Source organism: Coleofasciculus sp. LEGE 07092, assembly GCF_015207375.1.
Classification (GTDB): domain Bacteria; phylum Cyanobacteriota; class Cyanobacteriia; order Cyanobacteriales; family Coleofasciculaceae; genus LEGE-07092.
In genome coordinates, this window is the sequence record NZ_JADEWY010000076.1 from 11,899 (window position 1) to 33,871 (window position 21,973).

The 21,973-nt window shown below is 47.0% G+C and carries 17 protein-coding genes; 4 read left to right on the forward strand and 13 right to left on the reverse strand.

Features of this window, described 5'->3' with window-relative positions:
- Window positions 1–32: 32 nt before the first annotated feature.
- From IQ257_RS18045 to IQ257_RS18075, 7 genes are all read right to left on the reverse strand, one after another.
- Entirely contained in the window at window positions 33–1,433 is a 1,401-nt protein-coding gene (locus IQ257_RS18045) for a sodium/proline symporter (RefSeq protein ID WP_193877849.1), read from the reverse strand.
- A gap of 29 nt (window positions 1,434–1,462) precedes the next feature.
- Window positions 1,463–2,836: an ATP-grasp domain-containing protein gene (locus IQ257_RS18050; RefSeq protein WP_193877851.1), complete on the reverse strand. Its 1,374-nt coding sequence runs from the start codon at window positions 2,834–2,836 to the stop codon at window positions 1,463–1,465.
- Window positions 2,837–2,914: 78 nt separating this feature from the next.
- Window positions 2,915–3,742: an O-methyltransferase gene (locus IQ257_RS18055; protein ID WP_193877853.1), complete on the reverse strand. Its 828-nt coding sequence runs from the start codon at window positions 3,740–3,742 to the stop codon at window positions 2,915–2,917.
- 122 nt (window positions 3,743–3,864) lie between these two features.
- Window positions 3,865–5,226 (reverse strand): sedoheptulose 7-phosphate cyclase, encoded by a 1,362-nt coding sequence (locus IQ257_RS18060; RefSeq protein WP_193877855.1) that lies wholly within the window; start codon window positions 5,224–5,226, stop codon window positions 3,865–3,867.
- Window positions 5,227–6,244: 1,018 nt separating this feature from the next.
- The gene (locus IQ257_RS18065) at window positions 6,245–7,012 is read right to left on the reverse strand and encodes a YebC/PmpR family DNA-binding transcriptional regulator (protein WP_193877857.1); all 768 of its coding nucleotides are present in this window, start codon (window positions 7,010–7,012) and stop codon (window positions 6,245–6,247) included.
- Between the two features lie 225 nt (window positions 7,013–7,237).
- Window positions 7,238–8,512 (reverse strand): FGGY-family carbohydrate kinase, encoded by a 1,275-nt coding sequence (locus IQ257_RS18070; protein ID WP_193933138.1) that lies wholly within the window; start codon window positions 8,510–8,512, stop codon window positions 7,238–7,240.
- 207 nt (window positions 8,513–8,719) lie between these two features.
- Window positions 8,720–9,394 (reverse strand): SGNH/GDSL hydrolase family protein, encoded by a 675-nt coding sequence (locus IQ257_RS18075; RefSeq protein ID WP_228060803.1) that lies wholly within the window; start codon window positions 9,392–9,394, stop codon window positions 8,720–8,722.
- A gap of 271 nt (window positions 9,395–9,665) precedes the next feature.
- Between IQ257_RS18075 and IQ257_RS18080 the strand changes: the two genes are divergently transcribed.
- Together IQ257_RS18080 and menD are read left to right on the forward strand one after the other, a co-directional pair.
- Window positions 9,666–9,881 (forward strand): hypothetical protein, encoded by a 216-nt coding sequence (locus tag IQ257_RS18080; RefSeq protein WP_193872000.1) that lies wholly within the window; start codon window positions 9,666–9,668, stop codon window positions 9,879–9,881.
- Between the two features lie 104 nt (window positions 9,882–9,985).
- Window positions 9,986–11,812 carry a 2-succinyl-5-enolpyruvyl-6-hydroxy-3-cyclohexene-1-carboxylic-acid synthase gene (menD, locus tag IQ257_RS18085; RefSeq protein ID WP_193872002.1) on the forward strand — a complete coding sequence of 609 codons (1,827 nt, stop codon included), beginning with the start codon at window positions 9,986–9,988 and terminating at the stop codon, window positions 11,810–11,812.
- A 96-nt stretch (window positions 11,813–11,908) separates the two neighbouring features.
- On the opposite strand, the gene IQ257_RS18090 is transcribed toward menD, so the two are convergent.
- The 3 genes from IQ257_RS18090 to IQ257_RS18100 form a co-directional block, all read right to left on the reverse strand.
- The gene (locus IQ257_RS18090) at window positions 11,909–12,820 is read right to left on the reverse strand and encodes a DNA-methyltransferase (protein WP_193872004.1); all 912 of its coding nucleotides are present in this window, start codon (window positions 12,818–12,820) and stop codon (window positions 11,909–11,911) included.
- On the reverse strand, window positions 12,817–13,947 hold the full coding sequence (gene tgt / locus IQ257_RS18095) for a tRNA guanosine(34) transglycosylase Tgt (protein ID WP_193872113.1): 1,131 nt from the start codon (window positions 13,945–13,947) through the stop codon (window positions 12,817–12,819). The genes IQ257_RS18090 and tgt overlap by 4 nt, the downstream gene beginning before the upstream one ends.
- A 130-nt stretch (window positions 13,948–14,077) precedes the next feature.
- Window positions 14,078–14,530, reverse strand: coding sequence for a hypothetical protein (locus tag IQ257_RS18100; protein ID WP_193872006.1), 453 nt, complete (start codon window positions 14,528–14,530; stop codon window positions 14,078–14,080).
- On the opposite strand from IQ257_RS18100, the gene IQ257_RS18105 reads away from it, so the two are divergent.
- Both IQ257_RS18105 and cobS read left to right on the forward strand, forming a co-directional pair.
- Complete coding sequence (locus IQ257_RS18105) at window positions 14,509–14,727, forward strand: hypothetical protein (protein ID WP_193933140.1); 219 nt, start codon at window positions 14,509–14,511, stop codon at window positions 14,725–14,727. The two genes, IQ257_RS18100 and IQ257_RS18105, sit on opposite strands and share 22 nt — an antisense overlap.
- A 112-nt stretch (window positions 14,728–14,839) precedes the next feature.
- The gene (cobS, locus tag IQ257_RS18110) at window positions 14,840–15,625 is read left to right on the forward strand and encodes an adenosylcobinamide-GDP ribazoletransferase (protein ID WP_193872008.1); all 786 of its coding nucleotides are present in this window, start codon (window positions 14,840–14,842) and stop codon (window positions 15,623–15,625) included.
- A 46-nt stretch (window positions 15,626–15,671) separates the two neighbouring features.
- On the opposite strand, the gene IQ257_RS18115 is transcribed toward cobS, so the two are convergent.
- The 3 genes from IQ257_RS18115 to IQ257_RS18125 form a co-directional block, all read right to left on the reverse strand.
- Entirely contained in the window at window positions 15,672–16,124 is a 453-nt protein-coding gene (locus tag IQ257_RS18115; protein ID WP_193872010.1) for a PPC domain-containing protein, read from the reverse strand.
- A 116-nt stretch (window positions 16,125–16,240) separates the two neighbouring features.
- The gene (locus IQ257_RS18120) at window positions 16,241–18,838 is read right to left on the reverse strand and encodes a ShlB/FhaC/HecB family hemolysin secretion/activation protein (RefSeq protein WP_193872012.1); all 2,598 of its coding nucleotides are present in this window, start codon (window positions 18,836–18,838) and stop codon (window positions 16,241–16,243) included.
- Between the two features lie 95 nt (window positions 18,839–18,933).
- Window positions 18,934–21,597: a glycoside hydrolase family 10 protein gene (locus IQ257_RS18125; protein WP_193872014.1), complete on the reverse strand. Its 2,664-nt coding sequence runs from the start codon at window positions 21,595–21,597 to the stop codon at window positions 18,934–18,936.
- Between the last annotated feature and the right edge of the window lie 376 nt (window positions 21,598–21,973).

The window sequence follows — 21,973 nt, forward strand, 5'->3', positions numbered from 1 at the left end:
TTTTTTTAATAAGAAGCTAACCTAGGATCGTTTCATTCATAATTTATCATTCTCAAACGTTGAGCAATAAAATAGACAAGACTACCAGCCGCCATACCAGGAAGCACTTCGTAAACCACACTGGATAGCTGGAGTCCCAAATTCCAGATCAAAGCCGCCGCAATGCCAACAACCATCATGGCGATCGCTACAGGTGTAGTGACAGGTTTTTGCCAAACCCGTATTATTAAGAGGGGACCTAATCCTGAAGCCAGAACTGACCACGAGAAGGTAATTAAACCAAAGACATTGTTATCGCCAGCTAAAGCAATAATCAAGGTGATGATTGTCACTGTTAGTGTGCCTAGCTTGGCAAATTTGTAAGAATTTGCAGTTGCCGGAAAAAGGTCTTGAGTTAACGCCGCTGAACAGGAGAGAATCTGAGAGTCAGCCGTCGATATCGTCGCGGCAAATAGTCCAGCTAGCATCAGTCCGACTAAGAGTGCTGGCAATAATTCCAGGGCTAAATAAGGCAGGGCTAATTCCGGATCACCGTTGGTTAACAAATCTGGCATTAGCACTCGTGCTGCCATACCTACACCCATGGCTGAAAACGAGGTGACTAAACCACATATTACTTTAATATCTCGTGCAAAACCGATATTATTCGCTGAATCAATTGCCATTGCCCGCACGACAATATGAGGTTGACCTACCACACCAAATCCAGCTACCATCCAACCCATTAAAAAGGGCAAAAGTCCAAACTGAAGATCCGGTGGACTCAAACTCACCAATGCTGGGTCAATGGCTTTAAGCTGTGTCCAGAATCCTACCAATCCACCGCAATTAGCAATAGCAACCACCAATAGCAATAGCAGGGAACCAATCATAATGATTGCCTGCACCGCATCTGTCCAAATTGAGGCACGAATCCCACCGGAAAAACAGTAGATGACAACGACAATTGCACCCGCAATCACACCAAAAGAATAGTTCCAGTCAAACACCGCATAAAGTGCTTTACCCCCTGCAACTAGTTGCGCCGCCGCATAAGAACCCAGAAAGGCGATGGTAATTAAAGCCGAAATAATTGTAATCCAGCGAATTCCTTTGGTTTCTTGACCCAAGAAGGAGGAAACGGTATCAGCAGAAATTTCCTCAGAAACTTGTCTTAATCGTTTAAAAACAAACCACCAAGCAATATAGTCTCCAATCGCCCACCCAATCGTCAACCAAATTGCAGACAGTCCTATCTTATAGGCAAAGCCAACCTGACCGATAAATAACAAACCACTTTGACCTGTCGCCATGGCAGAAAGGGCGGTTAACCAAGGATTAACACTTCTGCTGGCTAGTAGGTAATCAGTTGTCGTATTTTGCTTTTGAGTTGCTGAGTAAATACCGACTCCGGTAAATAACAAAAGAAATACGATAAAGGTGGCTGCAATCATTTCTTAATTATGAATTATGAATTAAATCTTTAATCTCCCCCCAATTCCACCAACTTCCCAATATTAAAATCAATCTTCACCCAGCCTTGCATCCGGCGCAGATTATCCAGCAACAGTAAAGGAATTTGCCAGTGGTGTACCATCAAAAATGGTAGGGGGTCATTCACTTCAAAAATGGCATCTTTTCCACCGAAGACAGTTTTAAACCACCGTTGCAGATCCTTGAAAGAACGAATCTCATTCAGCCGCCAAAGTTCGTGATATAACCAATAGGTGGGCTTACTATCAGGTAACGGCTGCAACGGTTCACCTAAAGGTTTTTGACCCAGATAAGCATCCGCTACCCCAGGATGGCTATAAAACATAGTAATTGCCGAGTGAGTGCGGGGGTTGCACTCAATGGCATAAATTGTCCCATCCTCTGCCTCAATGAAATCAAACGAAGCTTGTCCCGTCAATTTCAATTCCTGAACAAACTGACTCACCCACTGCAAAATATCCGGCTGCTCAACATTTTCATAATTAACTTGAAATGCCGAGGATTCACAGCAGCAATGTAGTCTTAATTCCCCATTCCGGATCGTACTATGGGTGCAGTATTCCTTTCCGGGAATAAATTCCTGCATAATCCAAGGTTTCTCTTCACTGATGGGCAAACTGTTGACAAAGGCGGCTGTTTCTTCAGGAGTATCGCAGGGGAGTTTAGTCAAGTTCAAGCGACGCACGGAGTCGTAGGGAATGCTTTTGAGAATGTACTTGCGCGTTTCGTTAGAAAAGTCGAAGTTAAGAACTTGTTCGGGTGCGGTAATTTTAAAAGATTTAGGAACTGATAACCCAAAAGAACGCGCTGTCTCGGTAAAAGCAAACTTGTCATCCAGCATCTTCGTTACCTCGGCATCGAAGTGGAACACCTCACAACAGCCTGATAACGCTGGCTTTGCCAAAGAGTCATAGTAGCTGGCAACGGGACTGCATACCGGAACGTAAATGTCAACGTTTTCTTGTTTGGCAATTGCCAGCAACCCTTGAATGTAGCCCTCTGGGTCTTTCTGCGGTGCAGGAACCGTATAAAAGCGATCGACCGCCTGAGAAAATCGATGCCCGACTAACCAGTATTTATGAGCTTCAACTAAAATAACCCGATGTCCCACCCCATGAAATGACCGCGCCAGTTGCAGCGCTTTGGTCATTTTTCCGCCTGTAATTAAGATAGTTTTAGGGTTTGCTGCTGGGGGGACTTTCTTACGGAAGGGAAAGGTTAACCCACTCCACAATAGGGCAGCGATAACCACCGTGAAGTTGAAGGGGAAAAGGATGAGAAGTAAGGTGAGTGTACCGAGGTTTTTGTAGAGGCTGTCGAATACGGCAAACGTCCGTCCCTGTACAAATAGTAGATGTGCCATAGCGTTAATAGAGTAGAGACAGCAAATAATGCGGTGTAGAGACGTTGCCTGCAACGTCTCTATAGAAAATGGCTAATTTTACTTACGTCGAATTAAAGTTAAACCATCTCGCAAGGGTAAAAGAACCTGTTCAACCCTTGCATCGTCAGCAACAATTTGATTAAATTGCGCGATCGCTTCCCCATTCGGCGTCCGTTCCTCTGGCGGTAAATACACCTGTCCTTGAAGCAACGTATTATCCACGCAGATTACTCCGTGCGGTGCCAGCAGTCCCGTATCTAGCAGCAGTCGGAAGTAATCCACATACTCCTTTTTATCCGCATCAATAAACACCAAATCAAACGACTCTCCCGCCTCTGCCAATTGGCGCAGTGTCTCCAACGCTGGGGCAACTTCTACGGTAATTTTGCCCCCATCGGGTGATGCGGCAAAACAGGCTTTGGCAAACTCTGCCACATAAGAATCCACCTCACAGGCAACTAACCGTCCATCCTCTGGCAACGCCTCTGCCATCGCCAGCGCCGAATATCCGGTAAACATCCCAATTTCCAAGATGCGTTTTGCCCCAGTCATGTGGACAAACATCTTTAAGGTTTGTCCCTCAATATGTCCCGATAGCATCTCCTGTTCTAACTGTCGCACCGTCTCACCATCGGAGAACAGCTTGCTCCAGTCTTCGGCGCACGTCTTCTCCACCAGCGCGGCTAATGCTGGAGAATCCGGGCTAGTATTTTGATTCAGGTAAGGTTCAATTCCGGCGGCAAATTTGTAAGCTTTTTTTAGAGAACTCGCCAGTTCAGGATGCTTTGCCTCGTCTACTAATTCGAGGGTTTGCTCAAGTTGCTCGACGAGAATCCCCAGGGGGGTAACAGGTCTAGCGCTTGTTTCTTTAGCTACAGTTTGCATATTTTTGTTCTCGAATGGTGCGACAAAAATAGTTAATACCCAGTTGTGGTGTAGGGGCGGGTTTTACCGATAACGTTTTGGCACAAACCGATAAACTGAGTAAACCCGCCCTGATCAAGAAGCTACTCCAGACCTAAATCGCTCAGATACATCTCCACGCCAGCTCCACAATCGGGTAACGTGGCACAGACTGCCTTATGTTCCCATACCGCCGCTTCCAGTAAATCGGGTGGCACTTCTTGGGCATAATCACAGGAACCAATACCACAAGGTAGAGGTGCCCACAACCCTCCATCTCCCCGCTTGCACCGCATATTTTTCTGACCCTCAACTATCAGGTCAATGTCTTCGAGGATGGGATGATAAACGGTCAACCCTAGGGAACGAATCAGAGCGATAATGCGATCGCGTTCTGTGGGTTGCAGCCAGCCTAACTTCACGGCTAAGGTTGCTCCAAACGCCATCCCCGTCGTCACCGCATGACCATGCATCAATTTCGCGGCGGGTTCATAGCGGGGGCTCCAAGTATGACCATAAGCGTGAGGTCGATCCTGATACGTCTCGAACATATTCGTTCCCTCATGCTTCATATAAGAGAACAATGCCCGATAGATGACTTCATCGGCGATTTTTGTCAACTCCTCGTCATCGCCCAGAGTCGCAAAGTGGGTTTCTACCAAGCGCGGCCCATACTCTTCCAGCAACTCAAACAAAACCTTGTCGTCAGTAACCGCCATCTTAATAATTTCCGCCATGCCATTGCGGACATGACCCGTGGCGAGTGTGCGGAAGAAATTACGATCCACCAGCGTCAGCACTGGGGGGTGATAAGCACCAATGCTGTTCTTAAATTGTTTGCCATTGGTACAGGTGCGCGGACTAGGACCAGCATCAATAGCCGCCACCACGGTTGTACCCACCATAATATAAGGGGTGCGGCGGTGCTGTAAGGCACAGGCTAATCCCGCGACATCACTGAGTACGCCCCCGCCGATAACGAGTACTGGCTCATTGCGAGAGACATCACAGCCGTCTTTTCCTAAGAATTCCAGCAGGCGATGGACGGTTTCCGGCGTTTTGTCCGCTTCCCAAGCGCGACAGACACACATCTGAAGGGGGATTTCGTGCTTGTCAAAATACTGACGCACCGATTCCCCGTACAAACTATCTACCGTTTCGTCGATGATGGCAACACACCGACCCCGGCTATTATAGATTTCAGCGAGGGTTGGGTTCGATGGGTCGAAGACGCCCTGGATTAACTTGACCTGTGCTGTCAGCGTGAAGGTTGCAGAAACTTCAAAGGAGCGACCATCATTTCCAGGAACGATTTCCCCAGAGCCTGTATACCACTCTGAGGTACGATACTTGGTTCCATGCTCTACCCCGATATTTTTGGTTTCCCGCGTCGGGTACGAGTTGATTAAATCTTCCCTGATAGTCTCAGTCAGCTCTGTTTGAGGGAGTGTGGTTTGTGGGTTCATTGTAGTTCGGTCTCTCCTGTACTCAATGTTTGAGTAACGTTTTACGTGAAAGGTTGTAGATAGGAATCTAAGGAATTCTCACCAAGGAAAAGAAATCCTGCCGGGGGATATATTCTTACGCAATTTGGCAATCAAGAGAGGAGAAGCTTAGTAGACACTAAAGTCTTCCAGTCTTCTCTTAACTTAACCAAAGCACAGTGATATTGGCTGGTTTTAGATTTGATAAAACCAGTTTTTGTCATCATTAGTCCTTATTTACTTCTGCCAAAATCTACTATAATTTGGCAAAAAATGACGGACAACCACTGTCAGGCTAGCTGCTAAAAAAGCTCTACTGTAAGACAGCAAATAATAAATAAACAGCTTTTTAACTGATGAACATTTTTCTGTCACATCTCATCAGAATAGCTGGTTATAAACTTCTGCCAAGCTACACGATACTTCTCCCAGCAGGCTCTGGGTAAAAAAAATTTTCAGATGCCAATTGGTACAAACTGAACAGATTTAGTCAGTAAAATGGTCTTTACTTGAATAAACTGCCTTTGAAACTTATCTTACGCCTCACCGCCGCTGTTGTTGCTAACCAATTGTCGGCGTAATCGGCAGGTTTCCATTTCAAAGTACAGCCGTGATTAACTAGCTGGTCTGGGTTTAGAGGTCTGAAGACTAATGCTGATCTAAAATCTTGACTAATCATGAGTTTACTGCTGTTTGAGTTTAGCTTTTAGGCAATCTTCCAATCTCTTGGTAAAGACTTGACAGGAAAAATATATTGATGAAGGGAAACGCTTTTTTGCAGGTAACGGTAGCAACCTTAGTTAACTCACGTTTGTTAGTTTACCCCTTGACGTTTCTTTTTTGACGTGAAGAAAAATAACGATAAATTTAGTTCAAGGGATAATTGATAATTTTTATTAAAATCATTGACTAAAAAAAACAATTTAATGGTTTTTCTGGGGAAGTCAAGGTCTATCCCGTTACTAACCCAGGCAAAAAAAAAGAAACTTGGAGTATCAATCTAAGCCATAGTCAACGACACCAGCTCATCCGCCATCTCAAAATTGGCAGTAACATTTTGCACGTCGTCAAGTTCGTCCAAGGCATCCATCAACTTCAAGAGCGATCGCGCGATATCCGGGTCAGTCACTTCTAGCGTATTCCCTGGAATCCAGCGCAGTTCAGCCTCGCTGACTGGCAAATCTTTATCCTGCAATGTTTGGTTCAGGGTTTCCAAATTGCTGACCTCGGTAAACACCTCCGCCACCTCCCCGTCTTCATCCTCCAAAAGTTCGTAAGTCTCTGCTCCCCCTTCCAGGGATGCTTCGAGCAATTGCTCTTCCGCCACTGACCCTGCGAGAGTGACGACCCCTTTTTGTTCAAACATCCAGCTCACACAACCGGTTTCACCTAAATTGCCGCCATTCTTGGTAAATGCCTCTCGCAAATCGGCGGCGGTGCGGTTGCGATTGTCCGTAAGCGCTTCAATGAGAATAGCCACACCACCAGGACCGTAGCCCTCGTAGCGAATCTCTTCTAAGTTGTCGGTATCATTTCCCAACTGCCCCGAACCTTTAGCGATTGCTCGTTCGATATTGTCATTGGGAATTCCTGCTGCCTTTGCCTTTTCAATCGCTGTACGCAACCGAAAATTCCCTTCCGGGTCGGGAATACCGTGGCGAGCTGCCACAATAATCTCCCGCGATAGCTTGGCAAAGGTTTTGCCCTTAACCGCGTCAACTCTCGCTTTTTGGCGCTTAATATTCGCCCATTTACTGTGTCCTGCCATAGCGTCCTATACGGAAGCACTTTAAAATCATGCTTCTTAGGGTAGCTTGGGAGACTGGGCAACTTCAACCAATCAGCTCAACTGCAAGAAGCCCCGCACCAAAATCTTCAGAGTCCCTGGGTACTAATCAGTTCATAGCCTCGGTTACAGATTTCCTGTGCTGAGGCTGTATCGCGATCAACTTCATATTTACATTCTGGACTGCTATAGTTCCCCCACACCCCCTCAAAAGTTAAGAAAAGTGACTTTTCCCACCCCCATCGCTAATCGGGCTGTACCATAAGCCGCCGCCGTGTGAGTCGATGGCACAACCGGAACCTGAAGCTGACGCTCTCGAATAGCTGTCCAAGTCAGATTTTTTGCCCCACCCCCAGCCGTGTACACACTGGTGAGTGAGGTTGCCCCTAGCTGTTGTAATAACTGATATCCCCGTGCCTCAATACGCGCTATGCTTTCGAGCAAGCCGTGGAGAAATTCAACAGGTTGGGCAGGTTTGGGTTCTAGTCGGGGGGGGAAATGAGGGTCGTTGATAGGAAAGCGATCGCCAGGTTTGAGTAAGGGATAATAATCTAAGGGACTTTCCTGCTGAGGGTCAATTTGGCGGCTGAGGTGATCGAGTTCGGTATCACTGAAAAACTGCCGTAGCACCGTCCCACCCGTATTTGACGCCCCACCCGTCAGCCACAAATCCCCCAGTCGGTGAGAATAGATTCCGTAACGGGCATCCTCGACGCGAGTATGACTCAAAAGCTTTAGCACTAAAGTAGAACCAAGGGACGTTACCGCCTCACCGGGATGCTGAACACCACTGGCGAGAAAGGCAGCAATACTATCGGTAGTGCCAGTACACACTAAGCAGTCTTGCCGCAACCCCAAATGACGGGCAACCTCTGGAGTAACTTCACCCACCGGCGTTCCAGGGGCAAGGACTTGGGGTAGTATCGGTACAATCGGTAACTGCGCCATCCAAGCGGGATAATCTAATTGTTCCGGTTCGTAACCCAGCTTTAGGGCGTTATGATAGTCGCTAATTCCCAATTGACCGTGCAACAGAAATGCTAACCAGTCTGCTTGATGCAGGAAATAATGATTTTGAAGAGTTAAGTTTGAATTTTCAATGAACCACAGGAGTTTGGCAAGACTGGATGTTGCGCTCATTACCACAGAATTGGGAGTCGCAATTTCCCTTAATTGGTCTATTAAAGCAACTCCCCGCCCATCATTGTAGAGGATGGGTGACTCAACAAGATTGCCGTTGCGATCGCACAGTAGTACTGTGCCAGACGTACCATCAATAGCGATACGGGTAATTTGCTTTCGCATTTCCTGGGGAATCTTCTCGACTAGAGTCAATAACGCCCTCTGCCAAGTTTTCGCCCAATCGGTAGCGGCTGAGGCTTCAAAGGGATACTCAGCTTCGGCTTGAACTGTACCTGCACCGTCAATCACCACCGCCCGTGCGCCAGAGGTGCCAAAATCCATGCCGAGGTAGAGGCTCATAAGCGATTATTTGATCAAATAGTTTTTAGGTTGAAAACTTCCAGACGGAAGGTATAACGAAATTAGCGATCGCTACTCTGCAAAAACGAGGCAAGTAACACAACAGCAATGCTACACCCTCACTCTTCAATCATTAATTATACTTCCTTTTTTATTTCATTTTCGTTTAAGTCCCACTAATACTAGAATCGCAAAGTTGGCTTACGTCTATTGATGTAAGGGCTTCAGTAGGTCTGCTATTTCCCGGTTCAATGCTTCGTATCCTGCGGAATTAATATGTAATAAATCCTGGGTATAATTTAATTTAGTTTTACCATTTATTCCTAAAATTTTATAAGCATCAAAAACAATAATCCTGTCTCCTTTCAAAGAGTGTACATAGGTATTCACTTCTTCAATATCCTGCTCGATGTTCGGGATACTTTGCCAGCGAATTCGCTCTTTTAGGGGTAAATTTCCTCTGCCGATAGGAAAAATTGTAGATACAATAACGGTGGCTCCCAAGTTTTGAGATTTTTCGGCAATTCTGCGAATGTTATCTTTACAGGCTTCAACAATATCTGTTCGAGTCTTGGGCGGTAAGGGCAGCATTCTTAAATCGTTGATTCCTACCTGTACGATAATCACATCTGGTTGCAAATAGCTGACATGATAATCAAATCGCAAAAAGGCTTGCGCTGATGTTTCTCCAGAAATACCGCGATTGATAAACTGGAAATTACTTACCTTGGGTTTTCGCCAAGCGCTCGCTCTTGAATCTCCGAAAAACACTACCGTTGTTTTCTCCGTGTCTATTGAAGCTGTTTGGATAGAATCTTGACTGTATCGGTGCAAGTTTACTGGATCTAATTTCACTGCATTAGTGGATAAATAGTAATCCATGGCTTTATCAAAAATAAAGGCATTTAAAATTAAGGAAGTAGTAAGTATTAAAGTTAAGAGTAAAACAAGTTTATGTTTGAAAAAAACTCTCATTATTCCTGCGATCGGTTAACTCCGTTCAGAATGACACAATACCATCTCAAGTTATCATTCTTGGTTCAGAACTCAGAATTCTAGGTAATGTCAGGATGAGTGTGGGGTCTTACCCATATCCCCCAAATTAGTAAAACAAACCATAGTAGAAGTGTTGGGTCTATACCTTACTACTCTGATGCAAGTTCCAGTTAAACTTCTACCAGGTGCACTCTCTGAGCTATACGCTCAAGCTACCATCTCTGGCAAGATTACAAAGGCGGATCGATACGGGCTAATGGCAGCATTGCTAGATGATTCCCTGACGGATGAAGAACAAGAGTCCGTTGAGCGGTTGCTGTATTCTCTGCAACGGGGGCGCATGAAAATAGTGGATGAAATTTCGGCGCTTTGATTTGAGGGAACTGTTGCTGTAGAGATGGCTCCAATCAACGTCTAACTTTGTCAAACTTAGGCAATTAAGCTACTGTACAGCTTGCCCTCGTTTTCTCCGTTTCGATGCCCATTGATTTTCGCAACACCAATACCGTCTGGGCTTCCATCCTGGCGGAAACCCTGACACGTTTGGGATTGACTACAGCCATTATCTGTCCGGGTTCGCGTTCCACCCCTTTAACGGTTGCCTTTGCCCAACAGAGTCAGATAGAAGCTATTCCAGTACTTGATGAACGCTCGGCTGGCTTTTTTGCTTTGGGGCTTGCTCGCAAATCCGGCTTGCCCGTGGCGCTGGTTTGCACTTCGGGGACGGCGGGTGCTAATTTCTATCCAGCCGTGATTGAAGCCAAAGAAAGCCGAGTACCCTTATTAGTGTTGACTGCTGATCGTCCTCCAGAGCTGCGAGATTGTCATTCTGGGCAAACGATTGACCAAGTGAAATTGTATGGCAATTATCCCAACTGGCAAACCGAGTTAGCTGTACCCTCCCTGGAAATGGGGATGCTGAGATACCTGCGGCAAACTTTGATCTATGCTTGGGAGCGATCGCTCTTTCCGGTTCCCGGTTCAGTCCATCTTAACCTGCCCTTCCGCGATCCTCTCGCTCCTATACCCCAATACGATACCGAAACCCTACAATCCCAATTTCAACCCGCAGAATTCTTCGCTGCTATCTCCCCTACCTTCCCACTCCCCACTCCCGTTCGGCTGATCGCTCACGGCGAAGCCCATTCCCTACTCCCCATTCCCTACCCAGAATGGCAGCAATGCCCGCAAGGTATTATTATTGTCGGTTTGGCTCAACCTCAACACCCCAAGGAGTATTGTGGCGCGATCGCTCAATTATCCAAAGCGTTAAGATTTCCTGTATTAGCGGAGGGACTCTCACCTCTGAGAAACTATGCCCAAGTCAACCCTTATTTAATTTCCACCTACGACTTAATCCTGCGCAACCGACAACTCGCTCAACAATTAGCACCAGCCCTGGTGATTCACATCGGTGAGCTACCAACGAGTAAGGAATTGCGTCTCTGGTTAGATGAATACCAACCCCGACGCTGGATTATCGACTCCAGTCACCACAACTTAGACGCCCTCCATGGCAAAACGACTCATCTGCGGATGTCGGTAGAAGCTTTGGTGGCAACGGATTGGGTAACGGATGTAACGGATGAGGGAGGAAGCTGGAAAGCTGGGGAGCTGGGGAGCATTGTGTCAATTCCCAATTACCTGCAACAGTGGTGTGAGGCGGAAGCGAAGGTAAGGGCGACAGTTGATCAGGAAATGGCGGCGATGAAGCAGTTATTTGAAGGTAAAGCGGCTTGGTTGCTTTCTCAATGCTTGCCTCCTGGCACTCCGCTATTTATTGCTAACAGTATGCCGGTGCGGGATGTTGAGTTCTTTTGGGTTCCAGGCAATACGGGGGTGCAACCTTGGTTTAATCGGGGGGCGAATGGTATTGACGGTACTTTATCAACGGCTTTGGGTATCGCTCATCGCCATCAGAGTTCGGTGATGCTGACAGGGGATTTAGCGCTGTTGCATGATACCAATGGTTTTTTGCTGAAAAATAAGATTGTAGGTCACTTAACTATTGTTTTAATCAATAATAATGGTGGCGGTATTTTTGAGATGCTGCCTATTTCTAAGTTTGACCCACCATTTGAAGAATTTTTTGCTACACCCCAAGCTGTTAATTTTGCTCAATTGTGCCTTACTTATGGAGTAGAACACCAGCTCATTGAGTCTTGGGAGCAATTGAAGCAACGGTTAAATACACTACCCAGCACAGGTATCCGGGTGTTGGAGTTGCAAACGAACCGCAAGGCGGATGCTCGCTGGCGTCATGAGTATTTGGGTAAATTGGCTGCGGGTATTGGTGAGTTTTGAGGGTTACAGAACTATACTAATATCCCCCCAACTCCTAAGCAGGGAGGTAGGAGAAGGTTGACTCTTCAGTTGCTATAAGTCCCGCTAAGTAATGTCTTACCTTATTTTCTTTCTCCGTTCCTCATTAGCTCTATCAAACCAAAACCACTCTTCATCTGTCATCTGTTTAGCATTTTGGATACGCTCAACCGCCCACTGAGCATAGTCTAAATTAATTTCACACCCCAACCATTTTCGCCCCAACTGCTCGGCAACAACAATGGTTGTACCCGAACCCACAAAGGGATCAACGACTACATCTCCTCGTTCAGAAGACGACATCACAAATTTTCTCACAAGTTCTTCAGGTTTTTGAGTGGGATGTTTTGTTTTTTCAGTCATTCCATTACAGGTTGTCGGAATTTCTATAACATCCCTTGGTTTGGCTCCTTTCAGGTGTGGATGCCACTTTCTTCCGTCATTATTTCCACTATTACCATACTGGCTACTTGGAGCTTGTGGATGCTCTGGATATTTTAAGGTGTGATTGCTGTAGGGAATCCGAACATTATCAAGGTTAAATTTAAAAGTTTTAGTTTTTCTAAAATGTAAAATACTTTCATGGGAGCGCCCCCAGTCATTTGCAAGATTGGCTTTATTTTTATAGTGCCAAATTAACCACCGACAACCTTGAAAGAAACGTGAAGCGGGTAGTTTTATATCGGCTATAATTTCAGGAAAACCACAAATATAGAGCGTACCCGTAGGCTTCAGGATACGGGCAGCCTGTTCAATCCATTGAAGTGACCATTCAACATAGTGCTGTTGAGAATCAAACGTATCCCACTCTGCTTTCTTAATATTATACGGGGGGTCGGCAAAGACCAGATCGACTGATTCTGATTCTAGGGAAGTCAGCCAAGTTATTGCATCACCAATCCATAAGATACCCCTGGGGTGGTAGTAGAGTGGTTTTGGCTCGTTGGAGTTAAACTTACCCAAATCTACACCAGAACAACAGCACTTCATGACTCCCTACTAACAGAATCAGTATTGGGTTCTAGCCATTGAGCAAATTCTGTGGTAAAGCTACCATCCAAAATCGCTTCCCGAATTCGTTGAGTAAAACGAATCAGTTCTGTTACATTATGTAAAGAAAGTAACATATACCCCAAAACTTCCCGCGATCGCACGAGATGATTCAGGTAAGCGCGGGTAAAGTTTTGACAGCAGTAACAGGGGCAAGTGCCATCTAGGGCGGTAAAATCTTCGCGAAACCTAGCATTTTTCAAATTCCAGCGTTCCCCCTGCACTAAGGCGGCACCATGACGCCCTAAACGAGTGGGTATCACGCAATCAAATAAGTCAATGCCGGAGGCAATTGCTCGTGCCATCTCTCGATAGGTGCCAATGCCCATCAGATAGCGCGGCTTATCGGCGGGTAAATAGGGTGCAGTGGTTTCAACAATTTTGTGGATTAATTCGACAGGTTCCCCCACACTCACGCCACCAATCGCATAACCCGGTAAATTCAATGAAGCTAGAGACTCAGCCGCCTGCTGGCGTAAATCCAGGTAAACGCCACCTTGTACGATGCCAAACAGCGCTTGATCCTGAGGGCGGGCGTGAGCATTGATACAGCGCTTAAGCCACTGATACGTCCGCTCGGTTGCTATTTCGACCTCAGCACGTTCTGCGGGGTAAGGAGGGCATTCATCAAACGCCATAATTATATCTGCCCCTAGCGCATTCTGAATAGCGATCGACCGCTCTGGTGTCAGATTAATCAGTCGTCCGTCGCGGGGTGAGCGAAATATTACACCTTCATCCGAAATTTTACGGAGCTTACTCAAGCTAAATACCTGGAAGCCACCGGAATCCGTCAGAATGGGTTTCTGCCAACCCATGAAATGGTGCAATCCACCTGCTTTCTTTATAATCTCTTCTCCCGGTTGCAAGTGGAGGTGATAGGTATTCGCTAGGATGATTTGTGCTTCAGCTTTCTCTAATTGTGCTGGTGTTAGAGTCTTAACTGTTGCCAGAGTTCCCACTGGCATGAAACGGGGTGTCTCGATTGAACCGTGAGGCGTAATAAACACACCAGCACGTGCCTTAGTTTGGCGACAGGACGCCTGACAATGAAATAAGAATGAAATTTTTTGTTACTCCAATGCCTTTATTTTTCGTTGGGTATTGATTGTCCTTGGTGAAAAATTCCTCATCCATGACCAAAGACAATGACAAATTAGCGATTACAGGAAAGTTCGTTGAGCCTAATGAGGGAGCTTAAAAAGGACACTCTCCCTCATCGTCAATTTGCACATCCCACTTCGCACTCAGGACTTGAGTTACCATTGCTTCTAGAGCTTCGGCATTCAGATGTTCACTAGACTGATCTTGTAGAGGGTTCGATAGGGGTATCAGGCGCAACTGGCGGTTTTCTTGAACCAAATCAAAATACGTTTTTTTGTCTGAAGATTGGTTCAACTGCAAGTAATCAAAGCTGCAAACATTTATATAGAGGGCTTGGTTGGCAACCAGGGTGGAACGTTGCGGGTCGGCGAAAACTTCCAGAACGTACCCTTCTCCCTCACTTTGCAGTTTACCGTCAAGGGTGTGGATATAGCGAACGCGACCTAAGTCGGTTAGCAGGCGTCCCATGTCTTGTTTGTTGATAATAATGCCAGTATCGATAATACAGGGAGCTGGAAGTCGGTATGGAGATTGATGATAACTCATGGGTAAAAGCCTATGATGCAAACGGGGCTAATATGGCTATGCAAGGGATTGATGTTGTTGCTTGGTTAAACCCTACTCTCGAAAAACCCAATGCCTCGATCATAGCCTGTGTCAAGCTAATGGCAAGCATAAACTATGGAACAGCCAACCAATCAGATCGATATGCCATACAAATGGGTATCAATCTGACATACTAGGGTCTTACGAGTAATACGAGTAGGGTATGAGACAATACTATCCCAATATTTACCCACTGCTCATACGACAATATACGGAATTTTCGGTGAAATTTTTAAGGATGGCTTCCTTATGAAGGGATTCCGACTGCGGCAATTGCGGCAATGGGGACGCCAATGCTGGTACTCGTGGCTCGGTGCTATCACCTTTTATACCTGCATTCCAATTCCTGCGGGTTGGCAGCTAGAATTTCGAGGCATTGCCCGTTGGTCCCCCCTAGTCGGATTAGCAATCGGGGGTATTTTGGGAATAGCAGACGCGGGATTGCAACAATTGGGCGTACCCGTCCTCACCCGAAGTGCAATCATTATCGTAAGCTGGATTGCCCTGACAGGAGGGCTGCATCTAGATGGGGTAATGGATACAGCAGACGGCTTAGGGGTTCAAGACTCAAAACGGCGTCTAGAGGTAATGGCAGATAGCGTTACAGGCGCGTTTGGGGCAATGACAGCAGCAGCATTATTACTTCTCAAACTAGCAGCGCTGACAGATATCGCCAACTATCGATGGTTGATGCTGATGAGTGCAGCCGGTTGGGGGCGCTGGGGGCAGGTGGTCGCTATTTCGCTTTATCCCTACCTCAAACCGACGGGCAAGGGGGCATTTCACAAAGACGCTATCCGCATCCCCCAGGATATTTTGTGGGGAGGGTTGCCAATGTTAGCCCTATGTGGATTGCCCCTGGTACTAGAAGGAGGTAGCTGGCAGGTATCTCTGGCGATGGCAGTCGGGGGATGTGCAATTGCGCTTTTGACAGGTGCCTGGTTTTACCGCCAGTTGGGGGGACATACGGGCGATACTTATGGGGCAGTAGTAGAGTGGACAGAAGCTTTGTTTCTTTGCTTATTGGCTAGATAGGGGAGATAGAGGAGAAAAAAATTCTAATTCTCCACCTTCCCCATCCTTAGATAGGTCGCAGACGTGTCACCTTTAGGTTAAACTGCCCGCCGCCAGTTTCGCCAAAGGCACGAACTCGAATAATGTACTTACCTGTTTCGGTAATCCGAGCAAATAGGAGAGAGTTGGTAGTGCCGTCGGGTCCGTCGTCATTTTCGGCGACAGTGGAACCGTCAGATGCCAGGAGCGTGACAATCGTGTCGAAGCTTTCTGAGATCAGGTCGATAGCAACTTGATCTCCTCCACTGAGGTCGATTGTGTAGTCGCGGGCAAAGCCTCCCTCACCAGTCGGAATATCATTTTGTGTAAGGGTGTCGGAAATTTCGTTACTTGCGGGAATCGGAATCGGATTGTACAGCCGATTCTGCGCTCTCGCTGCCACCGTAGTTAAGCTTATTGTTAAGAAGGTTAAAGGAAGGAGCAAGAGAAAGCTAAACCGAGTGGCAAAAGCGTTAGTCATATAAATCTTTCATTCAAGCTAGAACAGGTTAATTGTGACATCTCCTACTCAAATTGGGGGCAATTTTTTTCTAGCCCTTGAAAGGTAATAGGAAATGGGGAATAGGGAATGGGAAATTAAAAGTTATAAATCACGCTGAAATAAAATCCATCATCTTGAGCATTTTCTCCCCGATCATCCAAATCAATCAGAGGGAAACCATAATCCAATCGTAAGTTTAAATTAGGCAGGGGTTCCCACAATAGTCCCAAACCCAAACCGGCAATAAATGTCTGGTCTTGTAACTCATTAGGATTATCACCGACATTCCAGACATAACCCAAATCAAAAAAGGGTGCTAACAAAAACGTCGCAATTCCTGCTTCATCTCGCTCTAAAGTAATCCGATCTTCCACCGAAAAACGCAAACCACTATCACCTGCTCGAACATTCTGCCTGTAGCCCCGCACCGACTGACCGCCACCAATAACAAACTGCTGGGCAGGCAATAAACCATCTAATGCTAACTGAAGGTCTGCCTGAATAATTAAAAAGTTATCAGGATTAAGAACTTGTACTCGCTGTATCTGTGCCAACCAGCTTATAAACTGACCATCGGGAAAATCTGGATCAACCTCAGAATTTTCTGTGGCATCAAACAAGCCCGTACCAAAACTGAAGAGCGAACGAAATGCCCAAGCACCCGAAACATCTCGTCTTGTATAGTCCTGCCCAAACTTAAAAACACTAGTACGACTCACACCCTCTTCATCGGGACCAAAACCAAAGGGTGTAGGTCCTGCAAAGGTAAAAGTTTGACCGTCTTGAAAAGTAAATCCTAAGGATAGGGCAAACTCTTCGCGGGGCGTGCGGATGAAGGGTTGTCGGTAAGTAATTTCATAGAGTTGGGATTCCCCTCGGATATCCAGAATATTAAAAGGTTCTTGAATAACTTCATTATTATTAAATGCTGCTCTCAAGAGTACCGTCCCATTCATTGGGTTGACTGGCACCCGATAGCTAAACTCCCAAGTATAGGCACCCCCTACTGTCGTTCGAGTGTAAGCTGCTGCAATTTCGTCACCGATACCCGTCAAGTTACGATAGCGGGCGTTGGCACCCATGCGTTCGGAACCGACACTCGGAGGGGAATAGTTATCAATGCTGACGCTGCCATCAAAGGGATTAGCTTCAGTGACGCGCACCACTAGAATACTCTGACCTATACCAGTTCCGGCTCTCAGGCTGGCTTCCACATTTTCAAATAGGGGGTCGATCCGCAATAAGCGCAATTGGTCTTCTAACTGAGCGGTATTGAGTGGCGTATCCGCACCCAACTGCACCCGCGATCGCACATAACTTTCGTTTACCCGTCGCGTGCCTTCAACCTGAATCTCTTCCAAGCTGCCTTCAATAACACGAATTTCCACAACCGAACCGGATAGGGACTCTTCAACGAGAACAGCTCTAGAGGTGATATAGCCTTGCTCTAAGTACAGTTGGGAAATGGCATCAGCAACACTTCTGAGTTCTTCCAGGGTGACAGTTCGCCCTTCAACAGACTCAAGCAGGGGATTGAGTTCGCTTTCACCAAAAATCGTGCTGCCCGTGACTTCAATTTGTTGAACTTGAATCTGCTGGGTATCGGTAGGGGTATCTGTGGTTTGTTTGGTACGAGCTGCAATCGAGTGGGTTAAGTTTCGATTCAGTTGTTCTTGCCATTGACCCTGTTGTGCCGATGATGGGAGTTGTAAAACTTGACTGGTTTTAGGTTCAGGTTTTATTGGTTCTGGTGCAATGGGTCTGTTTTGTGCTAAGAGATTGGCAGCCTGAAGGTTAGACTCCTGCAAGCTACCAGGATGGATAGCTGAGGCTCCTAGCTTAGAAGCTTGGAAATTAGATTCCTGGAGGTTAGCAGGATGGATGGCTGAAACGCCTAGGTTAGACCCTTGCAAGTTACGCGGCTGAGGAACAGACTCCTCAAGGGGTTGGGAAAGAGTAATGGATACCGGAGGTGGGAGAAGTGGCAACGGGGAGAACGGCTCTAAAATTTCCGCGACTTGGGGTTTCTGCTTTAGAGTATGGCTACTAGGCTCCAAGTGTTGGACATAGCTATTGATTTCCTGTAATTTAGCCGGATGAATCGTGGCTATCTGGTGAGTAAAATTCTGTGAGTTAACCCGATCAAGATCCGAGGGGTTAAAAATTGCCGTCTGTAGAATGGAAGCGTGCAGGACTGACGGCTCAAGAATTGCCGATCGCAGGATGGAAGCCTGTAGTACGGACGTGTGAAGATTTGAAGAATGAGGGTTAATAGAGGGTAAGTTTGAGGGTTGGCGGTTTGAAAGGTTTACAGTTGCAGGTTTGGGGTTGGCGGTTTGCAGGGGTGTAGGTTGGAGCGTTGAGGGTTGAAGAGTTGCAGGTTTGGAATTGAAGGGTTTAGGTTTGAGGATAGATGGGTGGGGATTTGTCCCTTTAGAGGGAGCGGGTTTGAGGATGGACGGATGACGATTTACCGCTTGAGGGGTTGAGGGTTTCAAAGTAGCAGGTTGGGGGGTAGGAGATTTAACGGTTGACCCACCCGCTTTTGACAATTCTTTACTTTTAATCACAACCTCTGATGTTTGGTCAGCCGAAACTGAGCTGGCATCACCCGCAGAGATGCCGACTATACCACTGATAGCAAAAACTGACAGCAAACCTAAAACAACCTTACGCTTACAATACTCATACATTCAGAAAAAAACTCGACTTTGAACGAGTTATTGAGAGGTGAATCGTCAACTTACACAAAATATCACGAGTGGGTGTCGATTGTCGGCAATTAGTTTCAGTTATTCATGTTATTTTCGGTTAAGCGATCGCGATTTGACCCCCTGCGATCGCCATAGTTGAGTAATCGTTCGATTATTTCTAGACGGTCGTGCCACACTTGTACTTGATAAGCTTGTTGAGGGGTATGTTCCTGCATCCATTTCTGAAATTGAGAACGGAAGGATGAGAGCGCCATTTTTGCGGAGAGCCAATTACTTTTCGATGGCTCTGTTGCGAGTTGATCGAGGGCTGTTGAAAGAACCTCAGCTTGAGCAACCCACTCGGAAAGAGCCTCTGGGTTAATCGCCATTTGATCGCGGGTCAACAAAAAACTCCATTCCCGTTGTAGTGAGGCATATCGAGCCGCTGCTGCTTTGAAGGGCTGACGATAGGGTACAACTTCCACGGCAGCTTCCTCCTGGCTCCCCTGAGTGCGATTGAAGATACCGCGCAGATTTTCATCCAGATTTTCCACGGCAAATAGAGCATACCCGCCGGCGGGTAAATCTCGCAGGAGTTGAATTTGGTCAACAGCGACGATATTGGGCAAATTCAACAGTCGAATCCCAGGTAAAAGCAATGCTGAACTGAGAGTTGGTTCTCTGAGCAACGGTTGGGCAAGATTCTGCAATCCTTCCGTATCTAAGGCATAGGTCATTGGCACAACGAGGTCAATATCACCCCGAATTGCCCAGTTTTCCCAATTTTGCTGTAGTCGTTGCAGGCGCTCAACACGGGGCAGGGCAAACACCGCCGCCGATAGAATTAGATTGGGATGTTGCGATCGCAAGCGAGCTGACACCGACGCCACAAAGCTATCAACTTGCCGAACACGAAATTGTGTCCACCTTTCCCATAACGAATCACCGGGGTAAACTTCTATCGGATCAACCCCCGTCATCTCCTGAAACTGCTGCCGTGCCGCCATCCCGTAACCGTAGGTTTGATTTACCCTCGGGTCTTGAAAAGGATAGCGAATGTAGTCAAGCTGAATGCCATCCACCTCGTAGTTATTGGCAATTTCTTCTAAAAGAGCCATCAAATAGCGGCGAACCTCTAGATTAGCAGGGTCTAGGAATGCCTTTTTGGTATTCCCATCAAACAGACGCCCCTGTTTGTCAACCATTGCCCAGTCGGGATGAGCACTCAGCACAGGTCCTAGATAGTCAGCCGATTGGTTCAACAGGGCGTTGTGACGCTGGTTTGCCGCCGCAAAGATCCAAACCCAGGCGTGTAATTCCATACCCCGCTCGTGGGCTAATTTAACTGCCGCTTTTAGGGGGTCCCAACCTTTTATTAGGGGGTTTTGCTCGGATGCAACCCGACTGGGGTAAATCGGATAGCTGGCATTAACGGTTTCAAAGAAGACTGTGTTCAATCCTGCTGCTGCCAGTTGATCGAAAATCCTGGCTAAATCCCGCTCCGACTTCGCTTTGACAATAGTACCCCGGTCTAACCAAATTGCCCGAATTTCCGGTTGAGCCAACTTTCGGTCTATTGGGTAGTTATCCCAAAGCAGGCGTCGTGCGTGCAGCCATTCTTGTCTTGCCAGAGTATAGTCTTGCGATCGCGCCGCATTCAGGAAACTTTGCAAACCCGCCCTCGCCTGAGCCACTACCCGGCTAGCAGAGCCAGTTGTAACTCCTGAATGGAGACTGACTACTGTTGCTGAACCTTTGGTACTGGTACTGCCCGATTCCTCGGCAGTGGTGTCGCTGAGTAACCCAACGTCGCTATTCGTAGCGTTGGCAGCGAGTAGCGCACTTTCAAATCGACCGATCAGATTTTCTAACTCCTGACTCATGGCAGCGACTTCTGTAGGGGTGAGCCTTGTCCAATCTTGGGGCGGCGTTTGTTCGGGCAGCACTAAAGCATCAGGATTGCTAACGGTCGATTCGACTCCATTACCACTGGCTACTGATGGTAGTTTGCTAACGGGTGGAGTGGCTGTTTCGGCTGATGGAGAACGATTATCACAATAGTTTGAAGAATTTGGTGTTCTCTTTCCAGGAGTGACGTTGTAGCGATTCAGAGCCGCTCGCAACCAAGCCACATCTACATCGACGGGTGCCACTCCCCTGACACCCCAGCGCCAACCCAAGAAGGTCGATTGGCTTGTCGTCACAACTGCTGGTGGATTTTCGTCTTGCTCCCACACGGCTGCTGCCGTCGATTTTAAATTAGCCGGAATCACAACCCCTCCAGAAAAAGTGCCAGTTAATCCCACATCAGGAACCCAACTGGGGGTGTCCGTGGGTGAGGTTTCCAGACTAGAGGGTTGGGTTAGGGCAAAACCCCAATAGGCACCCAAAAGCGATCGCAAGCGGTTGCGGACTTCAGGTTGAGACAAAACGCCTGCTGGTCCGCTGACAATCACCCGACCGCCTTGGTACATCCAGTCTTGCAATGCAGCGAGCTGGGATGGTTCGAGTCGCTCGATATTCGGTAAAAACAGGAGTTGAGTGCTGCTCAAGTCTGATGCCTGCTGAACTTGTGTCAAGTCAACAATACAGTAATCGACACCAGTTGAAAGCAAGCGATCGGTAATTTCTGACCAATATCCTTCGTTATCGGGGCTTTTCACCACCCCCAGCGTTGCTTGTTGGGCTAAGGCGGGTAGTAGAAGTGCTAACGGATTGAGTAGGGTTGCGATCGCTAGGCTAACAACTAGTTTTTTCATAAGCTCGTTTGAAGAAAAGGAGTGGGGAGTGGGCTTCGCCGTGAGCGTCAGCCGAACGGGAGTGGGGAAGATGGTCTTTTTTGTAATAGCAGTGGGCTGTGTTGCCTTTTTGGGCAAGGGTGGCTAGGATCGTGTTTTCTTGTAAGCTTCACGCCATGAAGCGTAGACCCAAATATCGCCTACATCCTAATAGCAACAGCCATGCCCCTACCTCCTATAATCCCCGACCCAGGCAATGACTACAACACGGCTCTTGATATTGGTGTTCTAGGGACTCAGCAAACCTTCACCGATGCCGTGGGGAGTCTTGACCGCAAGGACTTCTACCAATTTACCCTCAATCAGAATAGCCAAGTGAGTCTCAACCTAAGTGGGC